This is a genomic window from Citrobacter sp. MGH110 (genome assembly GCF_001037515.1).
Classification (GTDB): Bacteria; Pseudomonadota; Gammaproteobacteria; order Enterobacterales; family Enterobacteriaceae; genus Citrobacter; species Citrobacter portucalensis.
The window spans coordinates 1,804,050-1,816,522 of record NZ_KQ089830.1 but is presented as its reverse complement, the minus strand read 5'-3'; the positions used below and the strand labels follow the sequence as shown (position 1 = coordinate 1,816,522).

12 protein-coding genes are annotated in these 12,473 nt (G+C 50.0%); 6 read left to right on the top strand and 6 right to left on the bottom strand.

Features of this window, described 5'->3' with window-relative positions; genetic code table 11:
* Nucleotides 1–356 precede the first annotated feature (356 nt).
* Nucleotides 357–1,790: a PTS glucose transporter subunit IIBC gene (gene ptsG / locus SK38_RS08735; RefSeq protein ID WP_003836725.1), complete on the top strand. Its 1,434-nt coding sequence runs from the start codon at nucleotides 357–359 to the stop codon at nucleotides 1,788–1,790.
* A gap of 55 nt (nucleotides 1,791–1,845) precedes the next feature.
* Here ptsG and SK38_RS08730 read toward each other — a convergent pair whose 3' ends face one another.
* From SK38_RS08730 to SK38_RS08710, 5 genes are all read right to left on the bottom strand, one after another.
* On the bottom strand, nucleotides 1,846–3,624 hold the full coding sequence (locus tag SK38_RS08730; protein WP_048235645.1) for an aminopeptidase P family protein: 1,779 nt from the start codon (nucleotides 3,622–3,624) through the stop codon (nucleotides 1,846–1,848).
* Nucleotides 3,625–3,639: 15 nt separating this feature from the next.
* Nucleotides 3,640–5,094: an AMP nucleosidase gene (locus tag SK38_RS08725; protein WP_032942969.1), complete on the bottom strand. Its 1,455-nt coding sequence runs from the start codon at nucleotides 5,092–5,094 to the stop codon at nucleotides 3,640–3,642.
* Nucleotides 5,095–5,212: 118 nt separating this feature from the next.
* Nucleotides 5,213–6,529, bottom strand: a complete 1,317-nt coding sequence (gene shiA, locus SK38_RS08720) for a shikimate transporter (protein ID WP_003832199.1) — start codon at nucleotides 6,527–6,529, stop codon at nucleotides 5,213–5,215.
* A gap of 244 nt (nucleotides 6,530–6,773) precedes the next feature.
* Entirely contained in the window at nucleotides 6,774–7,226 is a 453-nt protein-coding gene (locus SK38_RS08715) for a GNAT family N-acetyltransferase (protein ID WP_048235644.1), read from the bottom strand.
* A gap of 219 nt (nucleotides 7,227–7,445) precedes the next feature.
* Nucleotides 7,446–8,216, bottom strand: coding sequence for a DeoR/GlpR family DNA-binding transcription regulator (locus SK38_RS08710; protein WP_003832721.1), 771 nt, complete (start codon nucleotides 8,214–8,216; stop codon nucleotides 7,446–7,448).
* 262 nt (nucleotides 8,217–8,478) lie between these two features.
* Here SK38_RS08710 and SK38_RS08705 point away from each other — a divergent pair, with 262 nt between their 5' ends.
* The 4 genes from SK38_RS08705 to SK38_RS08695 all read left to right on the top strand — a co-directional run bounded on the left by SK38_RS08705 (nucleotide 8,479) and on the right by SK38_RS08695 (nucleotide 11,307).
* Nucleotides 8,479–9,477 (top strand): MFS transporter, encoded by a 999-nt coding sequence (locus SK38_RS08705; protein ID WP_331456306.1) that lies wholly within the window; start codon nucleotides 8,479–8,481, stop codon nucleotides 9,475–9,477.
* The gene (locus tag SK38_RS25330; protein ID WP_331456304.1) at nucleotides 9,474–9,602 is read left to right on the top strand and encodes a hypothetical protein; all 129 of its coding nucleotides are present in this window, start codon (nucleotides 9,474–9,476) and stop codon (nucleotides 9,600–9,602) included. The genes SK38_RS08705 and SK38_RS25330 overlap by 4 nt, the downstream gene beginning before the upstream one ends.
* 1 nt (nucleotide 9,603) lies before the next feature.
* Entirely contained in the window at nucleotides 9,604–10,719 is a 1,116-nt protein-coding gene (locus SK38_RS08700; RefSeq protein WP_032942972.1) for a gluconeogenesis factor YvcK family protein, read from the top strand.
* A gap of 72 nt (nucleotides 10,720–10,791) precedes the next feature.
* On the top strand, nucleotides 10,792–11,307 hold the full coding sequence (locus tag SK38_RS08695; protein ID WP_048235643.1) for a phosphoribosyltransferase: 516 nt from the start codon (nucleotides 10,792–10,794) through the stop codon (nucleotides 11,305–11,307).
* A gap of 197 nt (nucleotides 11,308–11,504) precedes the next feature.
* Here SK38_RS08695 and SK38_RS08690 read toward each other — a convergent pair whose 3' ends face one another.
* Nucleotides 11,505–12,017, bottom strand: a complete 513-nt coding sequence (locus SK38_RS08690; RefSeq protein ID WP_048235642.1) for a GNAT family N-acetyltransferase — start codon at nucleotides 12,015–12,017, stop codon at nucleotides 11,505–11,507.
* Between the two features lie 97 nt (nucleotides 12,018–12,114).
* Between SK38_RS08690 and SK38_RS08685 the strand changes: the two genes are divergently transcribed.
* A complete protein-coding gene (locus SK38_RS08685; RefSeq protein ID WP_048235641.1) occupies nucleotides 12,115–12,336 on the top strand; it encodes a hypothetical protein in 222 nt (73 codons plus the stop codon).
* Nucleotides 12,337–12,473 lie beyond the last annotated feature (137 nt).

The window sequence follows — 12,473 nt, the reverse complement described above, 5'->3', positions numbered from 1 at the left end:
TGGGCGGTGAATAATCAGTTTGACACATTCAGAAACGCATTTTATCGGAATGTGCGGATTTTGCGGCCATTCACGACTGAACTGTGATAGCCGTCAAACAAAAACAAACTGAATTATTTTACTCTGTGTAATAAATAAAGGGTACTTAGATGCCCTGTACACGGCGAGGTTCTCCCCCCTCGCCAATGCGTGAGAACGTAGAATACACAAAGTCAATCAAGCTGCATCAAGGCGGCAAGTGAGTGAATTGCAGGAGCTTACTAGAGTAAGTGACTGGGATGAGCGAGCGCAGCCCGCCCTGAGGCGGTTTGAAGGATGAAGTGTATAAGCACAAATACTCAGGAGCACTCCTAATTATGTTTAAGAATGCATTTGCTAACCTGCAAAAGGTCGGTAAATCGCTGATGCTGCCGGTATCCGTACTCCCGATTGCAGGTATCCTGCTGGGCGTCGGTTCCGCTAACTTCAGCTGGCTGCCAGCCGTTGTATCGCACGTAATGGCAGAAGCAGGCGGTTCTGTTTTTGCGAACATGCCGCTGATTTTTGCTATCGGTGTTGCGTTAGGCTTCACTAATAATGACGGTGTATCTGCACTGGCATCCGTTGTTGCTTACGGCATCATGGTTAAGACCATGGCTGTTGTTGCGCCGCTGGTTCTGCATTTACCTGCTGAAGAGATCGCCGCTAAACACCTTGCTGATACGGGTGTTCTCGGGGGGATTATCTCCGGTGCGATTGCAGCGTATATGTTCAACCGTTTCTACCGTATCAAATTGCCTGAGTATCTTGGCTTCTTTGCGGGTAAGCGCTTCGTTCCTATCATTTCTGGTCTGGCTGCCATCTTCACAGGTGTGGTTCTGTCCTTCATTTGGCCGCCGATTGGTACTGCTATTCAGACGTTCTCTCAGTGGGCTGCATACCAGAACCCGGTCGTGGCGTTCGGTATCTATGGCTTCATTGAGCGCTGCCTGGTACCGTTTGGTCTGCACCATATCTGGAACGTTCCATTCCAGATGCAGATCGGTGAATACACCAACGCTGCGGGTCAGGTGTTCCACGGTGATATTCCTCGCTATATGGCGGGTGACCCGACTGCGGGCAAACTGTCCGGTGGCTTCCTGTTCAAAATGTACGGTCTGCCGGCTGCTGCTATCGCTATCTGGCACTCTGCTAAACCAGAAAACCGCGCGAAAGTGGGCGGTATCATGATCTCCGCGGCGCTGACCTCGTTCCTGACCGGTATTACCGAGCCGATCGAGTTCTCCTTCATGTTCGTGGCGCCGATCCTGTACATCATCCACGCGATTCTGGCTGGTCTGGCATTCCCGATCTGTATCCTGCTGGGTATGCGCGACGGTACGTCGTTCTCCCACGGTCTGATCGACTTTATCGTTCTGTCCGGTAACAGCAGCAAACTGTGGCTGTTCCCGATTGTCGGTATCGGTTATGCGATAGTTTACTACACCATCTTCCGTGTGCTGATCAAAGCGCTGGACCTGAAAACGCCAGGTCGTGAAGATGCTACCGAAGACAGCAAAGCAGGTGCGACCGGTGAAATGGCTCCGGCTCTGGTTGCTGCATTCGGCGGTAAAGAAAACATCACTAACCTCGATGCGTGCATCACTCGTCTGCGTGTCAGCGTGGCTGACGTTGCTAAAGTGGATCAGGCTGGCCTGAAGAAACTGGGTGCGGCAGGCGTTGTGGTAGCTGGTTCCGGTGTTCAGGCTATCTTCGGGACTAAGTCCGATAACCTGAAAACTGAAATGGATGAGTACATCCGTAACAGCTAAGCAGTAAGAAGTTGGGGAGAACTAAGGCAGCCTGCGGGCTGCCTTTTTTATTGCATTAATTAGCCTGAACGCGAATCGGTGCGGTGGCGGCGAACAGCCAGGGACGAGCCTCTGCGTTCACGCGCGGGGATAGCGTCTCTCTGACCTGCTGGTGGTAATCATCAATCCACTGTTTCTCAGCATCACTCAGCAGATGCAGTTCGACCAGATTCAAATCAATCGGTACCAGCGTCAGCGTTGAGAAACGACAGAAACCAGGACGACTGTTGATAATCTCCACCTGATTCTCAATACGGATCCCATATTGTCCGGCCAGATAATAACCCGGCTCGATAGTGATGATGTTGCCTGCGACCAGTGGCCACGGGTTTACTTTTTTGGCGATGCGATGGGGTTGCTCATGAATAAGCAACTGGTGACCCACGCCGTGTCCCGTGCCATGATCAAAATCCAGTCCCAGCTCCCATAACGCCCGGCGGCTAAAAGCATCCAGTTGATGGCCCTGAGTCCCGCAGGGAAACTGCAGCGAAATAAGCGACAAAAAGCCTTTCAACACGGCAGTGTAATGCAGGCGACGTTGCGGATCCTGTGGGCCAAATGCGAGGGTACGCGTCGTATCCGTCGTACCATTGTGGTACTGGCCACCGGAATCATTCAGATACATGGCCTGCGAGGTAATTGGCGTATTGGTTTTTTCACTGGAGTGGTAATGGCACATTGCGGCATTGCTGGCAGAGGCCGAAATCGTGCTGAAACTTTGCTCGATAAATCCCGGCTGCTGCTGGCGAAATTCCAGTTGCTTGGCTTGCGCTTCCAGCTCAGTGACCGGATTGCCTGCCGCTTCGCGCAAAGGAACTTCATGGGCCAGCCAGGCAAGGAAGTTTACCCAGGCTGCGCCATCTTGTTCATGGCATTCCCGATAGCCTGCCAGTTCAACGTCATTTTTGTGGGATTTCATCAGAGTGATGGGATCGGGCGCCCATAAGACGTTGCCACCGTGTTCTTCAATGGCAAAACGCAATGCGACCGGGGCGTAGTCTTTATCGACCAGGAAACGCTTCCCATTAGCTAATTGCTGGCAGCGAGTCAGAAAATTATCTTGCGGGGCCAGAGTAAGCGTATCCAGCAGTGATGCGGGGAGCTGTTGCGTTTTATTGCTATCCACAAACCATTCCAGCTCACCGCTGCGATGGAGCAGGGCAAACGAAAACGGCACTGGTACCATGGCCAGATCCGAACCACGCACATTCAATAACCAGGCAATGTTATCCGGCAGGGTAATTGCCAGCACGTCAGCCTGGTGTTGAGCGAGTTGTTCCACGACGCGGGCACGCTTTTGCGTGCTGCTTTCCCCGCTGATTTCAATGGGCATTTCACGAATGATGCCGCAGGGTGCTGCCGGGCGGTCTAGCCATACCTGGTCAAAAGGATCTTGCTCAAGAGGCACCAGCTCGCAGTGGGTTGCCGACAGTGCTTCAAACTGACTATTGACCATCAGCATTGGTTCAAAGCCGATACGTTTACCTGCTGCAACATGAGACTGCAAATAGTCGGCCAGCGGCTCATCGTGTAAATGATGAATTTCAAAATCATCCAGCGAGACTTCATTGCGTACCTGGACCTGATAGCGTCCATCGACAAACATTAACGCGCGATCCCGAAGGACCAACGCGAGGCCAGCAGAGCCGCTAAAACCGGTCAGCCAGGCTAGTTTATTGTCATGCGGCGTACAATCTTCACTTTGATGAGCATCGGCGCGCGGAACAATCATGCCATCCAGCCCCTGCGCTATCAGCAGGTTGCGCAGGGCGGAAAGAGGAGTTGAGTTGTGCATAGTTACCTTCAGGTCTTAACGGAACGGCGGTTCGTTGAATGTACGTAATTTACGGGAGTGCAGTCGGTCGCCTTCAGCACGCAAACGATCGATAGCCCGGATACCTATTTGCAGATGCTCAGAAATGGCACCTTCATAAAAACGGTTGGCCTGACCCGGCAGTTTGATCTCACCGTGCAGCGGCTTGTCGGAAACGCACAGCAGCGTGCCGTACGGAACGCGGAAACGGTATCCCTGGGCGGCGATGGTGGCGCTTTCCATATCGATAGCCACCGCACGGCTGAGGTTAAAGCGTAGCGCAGAAGCGGAATAGCGTAGCTCCCAGTTGCGATCGTCAGTGGTGACGACGGTACCGGTACGCAGGCGCTGTTTAACCTCTTCGCCGGGCATACCGCTGACTTCTTTGGTAGCGTCATACAGTGCGCGCTGCACTTCCGCGATGCTCGGAATTGGAATATCTGGCGGCAGTACGGCATCCAGCACGTGGTCGTCACGCAGATAAGCGTGGGCCAGAACATAGTCGCCAATCGCCTGGCTTTCACGCAGCCCGCCACAGTGACCAATCATCAACCAGACGTCAGGACGCAGTACGGCCAAATGATCGCAAATGGTTTTGGCGTTAGACGGGCCAACGCCGATATTAACCAGCGTGATCCCCTGACCGTCGGCGGTGATTAAATGCCAGGCGGGCATCTGGTGTTTCTTCCAGGCGAGATCGGAGATGGCTTCTTCAGGCGCTTCAGTTTCAGCGGTGATCCAGATCCCGCCCGCACAAGAAAGCGCGATATACGGGCTGTCCGGGTCGAGGATCTGGCTGCAACCCCAACGCACAAACTCATCGACGTAGCGGGTGTAGTTGGTGAACAGCACAAACGGCTGAAAATGTTCAACCGGTGTTCCCGTGTAGTGGCGCAGTCGCGCCAGCGAAAAATCTACTCGTCGGGCGTCGAAGTGCGACAACGGGGAGAATTCCGCCGGATGATAGGTACCGTCGGCTGTTTCATCGCCAATCTGTGACAGCTCGGTTGTGGGGAAGTGGCGCGTTAGGCCGGCACTCATCGAGCGGTCGAGCGTCAGTTCAGAACCGTCAATGACATACGGATAGGGGATTTCATGCTGCGACGGCTCAACGGAGATATGCGCATCATAATCCTGATACAGCAGCGTGAGTTGTTCTTCAAGATACGGACGAAAAAGCGACGGACGGGTAATCGTAGTGGTGTAGCAGCCCGCATGGGTAAAACGACCATAGGCGCGGGTTTTCGGGGGATTGGTGGCGCTGCCATCCCAGGTGACACACAGTGATGGGTAAACAAAAAGACCGTTATGGCGGGCGATTACGTCAGGGAGCGTCCCTGTTTCAATATACTTACCAATGGCGCTACGCAGTGCTTTTACCGACTGCTCGTACAGCGCGTCCAGTTTATCCAGTGCCTGAGCCGGGGTCAGGCTGGAGCCCTTATTGTTCATGTCTGTCTCCTTGTTCCACAGATGTACTGCTCTCCCGATAGTATGTCACAGGAATGTGAAACAAAAGTCAGACGTTGAGGAAGATTGTGCGAAGACCGGACGGCCTCCGCACCCGGGCTTAACCGTGCTGCTTATCCCGCATCAGCAATGCTGTAGTGGCGGAAATAAGACAACCCGCCATCAGATAAATGGCCACACTGTGCCAGTCTCCGCCGGAGAATGTTACCAGTGCAGCAGCAATGAAGGGGGTAAAACCGCCGCCAACCACACTTGCTACCTGATAGCCAACGCCCGCGCCGCTGTAGCGATAGCTTGCGCCAAACAAACCGGTAAACATAGGCTGCTGCACGCAGACCACCATATCGTGTGCAATGTTGGCCAACATAATCGCGAAGAACACGATCCAGAAAATGGATTGCGCTTCTAACGCCATAAAGAACGGGAATGCGCTGAGCGTCCCGACCAGTGCGCCGGTAATGTAAACGCGCCGGCGACCAAAGCGGTCGGCGAGCCAGGCAAAGCAGGGGATGGTCAGACAGCTCAGCCCACCCACCAACAAGCCGATATTCAGAAACAGTTCGCGAGGTAAGCCCAGATTCTGCGTGGAGTAATTAAGGGCAAACGCGGTGACGATATACATCGTCAGCAGTTCACACAGGCGCAGAGCGATAATTTTCAAAAAGGCACCTGGATGACGGATTAACGCCTCGACTACCGGTAGTCTCTTTTTCTCTGGTTGCGGTGCCTGCTGCTGCTGTTCGAATTCGGCTGATTCATCCATTCGGTTACGCATCCACAACGCGCCCAATACCAGCACGATGCTGAACAGGAATGGAATACGCCAGCCCCAACTCAGGAACTGCTCATCGGTGGTTTGCGAGCTAATCAGCGAGACCAGACCGGTAGAAAGCAGTAGCCCGACGCCATAACCGACCTGAACACCGCTGCTGTAGAAGGCTTTTTTATTTTTCGGCGCGCTTTCGACCGAGAGCAACGCCGCGCCGCCCCATTCACCGCCAACGGCGAATCCCTGAATAGCACGCAGCGTCACCAGCAGAACGGGAGCCCACCAGCCAATGGTGTCAAAGGAAGGAATAATCCCTATCAGTGCAGTGGCGATCCCCATCATCCAGACGGTGAGCATAAGCATACGTTTACGCCCCAGGCGATCGCCGAAGTGGCCGAAGATCACCCCACCTAACGGACGGAACAAAAATCCGACGCCAAAGGTAGCAAATGCGGCAAGTGTCCCCATTGCCGGGCTGACCTGCGGGAAGAACTCGCGGTTAAAGACCAGTGCGGCAGTGATGCCGTAAAGCAGAAAATCATACCAGTCGACCACGGCACCCGCGAAGCTACCAAGCGCAGCGCGTCGGGCGCGGTTAAGTGAAGAGGCGTCCTGTTGGGGACCCGTGGAGGTGAGGGAGGAATCCATAGTTATCCTGTCTGTACTGTTTTTTAGTTATTAGTATTTGAGTTGGGTTACACACATTGCAGTCGCAATATTAACGACCGTTATGAGATTACCGCGACAGACGGGAAGTGAAAACGATTATCTCCCTCATCTGATGGCAACATGAAAAATAAGATGAATGAGAAATCTGAACCTGGTGGAATCGTGGGCTGTCAGGGGTGTTCTGATTTCAGGTGGAGCATTAGGAGCGCTGTATTTGGGGAAGTTATAAACCCACTTTCATAATGGTATACGGAGATTCGGTGAAACCACATCGCTCATAAGCACGAATCGCACGCCCGTTATCTCCATGGACATATAAACGAAGCTCCAGTGCCTTTTCTGATTTAGCTTCTTTTGTAAGATGTTTGATGAGCTCATCAGCTAACCCCATCCCACGATGCTCCGGGGCGATATAAAAACTTTGGATCCACCAGTAGTCATTTCCATGAAAATCACTCCATTCTTTTACGACAGAGGTATTGGCGATCACTGTTCCTGAAGAATCTTCCATGACCCAATATTTTGAACGTGGGTTTTCACTAAACGCCGACGAAACGCCACGCTCCACAGCAACAAGGTCAATGACTGAACCTTCAGATTCTTGTGCTTCCTGAGTGGTGAATTCGATGATTTTATTGATATCGTCAGGCGTAGCTGGTCGAATAAAGTAGTTCATAAGTCTGGCTCTCATTAACGTTGCGGCTATACGAATCGCGCAATACCCTACATCAAATCTTGTTCAATGTCCGCTCTTGGCACGAAGCGGACCAGGTAACTGAGCTGAAGGTCCGCTGTGAGCGAACAGCAGACGTTTGCACTTCCCCCCCCCCCCACAACGGCGTTAGCATAAACAGTCAGACATGGGGGTTATGCGGACTGGCAGCACAGTCTTACCCTAAATTTCATAAATCTGAAGATCAGCTTCCTGGAATACTTCAGCATATTTTTTGCTCACCCCCCCCTCAATGACGAGCACATCTATCTGGCTGCTACTTGCAACGACATAGCGAGCGGCCGCAGGGATCTTGTCGGATGTTAATCCCACAATCACTTCGCTGCACTGTCTGATAACCGCTTTCTTGAACTCACAATCAGCATAATCGAAACCAGTCAGACCTGATTCTAACGACATTGCACAACCTCCGATGAAACCCTGATCGAAGATAATTGCTTTAATTTGTTCAAGGGCAGGACTGCCAACACACCCTCCAGATGAGCGTTGAACCGCTCCACCCAGCATGATGACTTCGCATAACGGTTTTCTTAATAGAATGGCAGCTATTTCTGGCGAGTTTGTCACCACAGTTAAAGCCACTGACTCCGGAAGAGCTATGGCCATAGCAAGATTCGTCGTGCCTGAATCGATAAAGATACAGCTATTTGCTTTGATAAGTTGCGCGCACTTTTGCGCGATCATGCTCTTTTCATCTGTTTTTGTAGTTGTGCGATCAGCATAATTCCCTACTTCAGGCAGTGTGGCCACAGCCCCACCGTATACCTTTTTGCAAACGCCATCCTTACTAAGCTCATGTAAATCACGGCGAATTGTGTGTTCTGACACACCTAGTTGAGCAGAAAGCTCGACACAAACAACCCGTCCTTTTTCTTGTAAGAGCTCACGAATTAGGGCTTGTCGTTGATCCGGGAAAGCTGCATAATCGAGCACGTTAACTCCTAAGTTCATTTAAACGAGCAAGAGGGTGCATGATCGTGCATTCATATTATCTGTGTCAACTCCGTTGATTTACATTACTCCCCGGCGCATAGGGGATTCATAAATCAACATAAATTTCAGCTGGTTAAAGCATGTTTCGACCGTGCCCCTTTATCTCATTATCAGAGCAACATTTGTGTATCCATGAGTCAGGCTGGTGCAGTGCGAAAATGCGAAAGACCGCTCTCGTAACGAACGCAAAGCGAGCACAAGAATGAACGAAAAAGTTGCAACACGATGCATATTCTTCATCGCAGGATTGGCAACGTCAGCCTGGGCTGTGATGGTCCCTTTTGCAAAAATTAATACTGGAGCTAACGAGGCAGTTTTGGGTGTTTTACTCCTGTGCCTAGGAGGGGGCGCTATTATTTCTATGCCCCTTGCAGGGCCTCTCACAGCTCGCTTCGGCTGTCGTAAAATTATCGGCTGTGCAGTACTGATTATTCTGTTATCCATGCCGTTTTTAACATTAGCCAATGACCCCGTTTCACTTGGCCTTCTTCTACTCACGTTCGGCACTGGGATTGGCCTTGCCAACTGCGCCATGAATATTCAGGCAATACTGGTAGAGAAAAACGAAAGCATCCCACTTATGTCCGGTTTCCATGGGATGTATAGCGTAGGAGGTATTGCGGGAGCTGGCGTAATGACCTGCCTGCTCACTGTTGGTCTGAACATTCACACAGCATCATTGTCAGTCTGTCTCATTATCTTCTTGTTGTTAATAGCCAGTTACAGACAACTTCTTACCTATGCCAGCCCAGCAGAAGGCCCATCATTTTCCTTTCCTAAAGGAGATGTCCTGCTCTTAGGTGTCATCTGCTTTATCGTTTTTCTGGCTGAAGGAACCGTACTTGACTGGAGTGCTGTTTATCTGTCGGAAGTAAGGCAAGTTGCGGATTCTCAGGCAGGTCTCGGTTTCACTTGCTTTGCTGTCGCTATGACGGTGGGAAGACTTAGCGGTGATGCGGTCATTAGTCGCCTTGGCGCTTTGCCTGTCGTCATTTACGGTGCAATTCTGGCCTTTTTCGGTTTTTGCCTCATTATCCTGGTTAGCTCAATTCCCGCACTCCTTGCCGGCTATTTCTTTATAGGCGCAGGCTGCGCAAACATTGTACCTGTTATGTTCAGCCAGATTGGCAAACAGCAGAGCATGCCGCAGGCAGTTGCAGTTCCAGCGGGTATATCGGCGTACTTGCAGGACCAGCCATGATTGGTTTTATTGCCCACCGAAGTTCTTTGCCTGCTGCCTTTATCTTTGTAGCGGCACTCATGATTCTCGTATTAATGCTAAGTCTGGCATTAAGTAAAACACTAAAATTGCACCAGGAGATTTAAAGTGAAGCGTATTGTTTTGTTTTCTGGTGGCAGTGCATGCCGTTCTCTGAATATTGCGCTTTGCCACCATCCAGTTTCTTTGACTCGTATTGTTCCTGCGTGGGATAGCGGTGGAAGCTCACGATCAATTAGAGAAAATATCGATGTATTATCTGTAGGTGATATCCGCCAGGCGCTAATGACCATGGCCTATGGTGAAAACTGTTCGGGTGATATCGTTCGCATCTGCAATACCCGTTTATCATCCGAGGGGGAAACTCAGGAAGCTTTGAGAGAATTTCAGGCTTATGCGGAGGACAGACATCCTTTGCTTGAGCGCCTCGATACTGGATTGAGAGGCGCAATTGTTAATTATCTCCAGATTTTTTCTACCACGGTGGGTGTCGCATTTGACTACCGTAATGGCAGTATCGGGAATTTCATCTTAACCGGCGCCTATTTGGCACATAATCGGGATATGAATACCGCGATTTTTGTTTTCAGAAAACTCTGCGGCATTACAGGAGAAGTCTGGCCTTCTTCACTCAATAATGATCTTGTGCTTTCCGCTAATCTTAATGATGGGCAGCATGTTTCACCTCAGGACAGAATTACCCATCTTTCTAGGCAACAGGCGGAGATTGGCATCAATTCTGTCACATTGCAAACGTCCAACGGAAGCAATGCTCAGGTAAATACTGCCGTGCTGGAAGCCATAAAGAACGCGGATCTTGTCGCTTTCGGTCCTGGCAGTTTTTATACCAGTATCATGCCACATCTTCAGGTTAAGGGCGTAATCGCAGCCATAGCAAAAGCAGGATGCCCCGTAGCACTGATCGCTAATATTTTAGAATGCCGTGAGAGTCATGGACTGGGTTTGCAGGATGTTGCTAATCGTTTTATCCAGCAATGGCACGATGCAGACGCATCCATTGCCTTGCCTGAGTTGATGGTTCTGGGAAATCAGAGATTTCTTTCAATTGAAAAATATGTGGGTGAATTTGCCTATCTCTCGGATGAAATCAATGAATCAACCCGCTACACCTGTGTGCTGGATGAGTTTGAAGATGTCTGGGTGCGTGGTAAACACGATGGTGAAATACTTGCAAACAGGCTATTGTCTCTGGTTGAAAATTAATCGGAAAGAAGTCTTTTTGATTGATAAGTTGAATGCTTAGTTCGTTATTACAACATACGTGGAGTTCGAACGATGAATCATCATATTGGTGAAGTTATTCTTGATGAAGAAAGTATTGCTGTCGGTGTCAGTCGTGTGGCTGAGCAGTTGAACAATGACTACACCGATGCTGTTGTTATAACTGTTGTTCCAGGCGGTATTCTCTATACAGCAGACTTAACAAGAAAGCTGAAGTTTGATGTAAGCATGGATTACATATCCTGCCCTCACACACCTGGGGAACGAAATAACAACTCCACTATTGTTTACCATCAAAATATTGAGATTGAAAATCGTCATGTCATTCTTATTGATGATGCAATAGAATCAGGTGGTACAATGAAGCGCCTTATTAAATATATCTTAGATAATTTCAATCCAGCATCCCTGTCTGTTGCCGTCCTCTTCGTCAAACCTGGAAGAGTGAATATTCCTGTAAAACAGTATGTTGCCTATGAAATGGAGAGTGATGATCTACTCATTGGCTATGGTATGCCATGGGATAATAAATATCGCAATCGGCCCAATATTACTAAATTAATGAAATAACCAGTCGTGCACTTATGTTAAGTGGGGCTCGGTTACGGATAAATTGCCTTTAATGGTTAATTTTCTGGATCACTTTTCTGTGTGCTCGCAGATTCAATTCCCGCCAGCCCCACAAAAACAGTCAGTTAAGAAAAGTTACAACACTGACAGTAGACCGAAACAATGTCCGCTGTTGGCACGGAGCGGCCGGTCACCCGCTAGACAGCAATCCCCATAATCCTGATGACGCTCTGCTGTGAAGCTGTTTTGAAATAGTCTCTTTTAATTAAGGTCATGCCCTGTTTGCGGTAGAAATTACAGGCGCGTTCGTTCTGTTCAAGAACCTCCAGCCATACAAAGTCTTTCCCCCTGGCCCGGGCCAGGTCTTTGACGGTGTCAAACATGACCTGACCGTAACCTTTACGGGTGTCTGCAGGATCAAGATAGAATTTGTTAAGCAGCATCCCTGACATATTCGTATCAGGGATGCTGCTTTCATAGGTCACTTTCGCAAAACCAATTGGCCTATCGGTCTCTGCTACATACCAACAGACCGTTTGCTCATTCAGGCTCTGTTCCAGCTCGTCCAGAGAATATTCGCTTGCTAAAAAAGCTTCCAGTTCAGACTTTGACTCCCACAGATGTTCAAAGTGTGCGCGGTAGATGCGGTAGCCCAGCGCATTAAGCAACATCGCGTCGGCAGGTGTGGCTTCACGGATTTGTAATGTCATGAATGATTCCTGTCCTGGTAATAAATTAACGATTACTGAACTATATCAAAACTGTCAGTGATACAGTGGTATGCGAATATTTCAGAGGCTTATCAGTATGAAGATTGTTTTTATCCCTGCGTTGATCGCCGTCCTGATTGATAAAGAACAGGACATAGGACGGGAATTGACCCGCTATGAGGTTGAGTCCATCCGCGATGGCGCTACAGCCATCCGCCTGCCGGCCGAAGCAGCCGAGGGCATAATCAGAGAGCGCGGCTACCGCGATATTGATCCTGAGAATGTCTGGCGCGAGTGGCAGGCGTATAAAGCTGACTGAATGTCGAAGGGAACACGCTGCTTTAGTGGCACATGAAAATTATGCTCTTACACGGATGCGTTTACTCCGTGCCTGACGTGGAGCTGAGGAGCAACTTTGAGCGATATGCGGCCAGTTAGCTTTGAATAAAATTTAAC

What these genes read in the sequence shown, in the direction of transcription:
- ptsG (WP_003836725.1), top strand. Translation starts at nt 357, where the DNA reads ATGTTTAAGAATGCATTTGCTAACCTGCAAAAGGTCGGTAAATCGCTG.
- SK38_RS08730 (WP_048235645.1), bottom strand. Translation starts at nt 3,624, where the DNA reads ATGCACAACTCAACTCCTCTTTCCGCCCTGCGCAACCTGCTGATAGCG.
- SK38_RS08725 (WP_032942969.1), bottom strand. Translation starts at nt 5,094, where the DNA reads ATGAACAATAAGGGCTCCAGCCTGACCCCGGCTCAGGCACTGGATAAA.
- shiA (WP_003832199.1), bottom strand. Translation starts at nt 6,529, where the DNA reads ATGGATTCCTCCCTCACCTCCACGGGTCCCCAACAGGACGCCTCTTCA.
- SK38_RS08715 (WP_048235644.1), bottom strand. Translation starts at nt 7,226, where the DNA reads ATGAACTACTTTATTCGACCAGCTACGCCTGACGATATCAATAAAATC.
- SK38_RS08705 (WP_331456306.1), top strand. Translation starts at nt 8,479, where the DNA reads ATGAACGAAAAAGTTGCAACACGATGCATATTCTTCATCGCAGGATTG.
- SK38_RS25330 (WP_331456304.1), top strand. Translation starts at nt 9,474, where the DNA reads ATGATTGGTTTTATTGCCCACCGAAGTTCTTTGCCTGCTGCCTTTATC.
- SK38_RS08695 (WP_048235643.1), top strand. Translation starts at nt 10,792, where the DNA reads ATGAATCATCATATTGGTGAAGTTATTCTTGATGAAGAAAGTATTGCT.
- SK38_RS08690 (WP_048235642.1), bottom strand. Translation starts at nt 12,017, where the DNA reads ATGACATTACAAATCCGTGAAGCCACACCTGCCGACGCGATGTTGCTT.
- SK38_RS08685 (WP_048235641.1), top strand. Translation starts at nt 12,115, where the DNA reads ATGAAGATTGTTTTTATCCCTGCGTTGATCGCCGTCCTGATTGATAAA.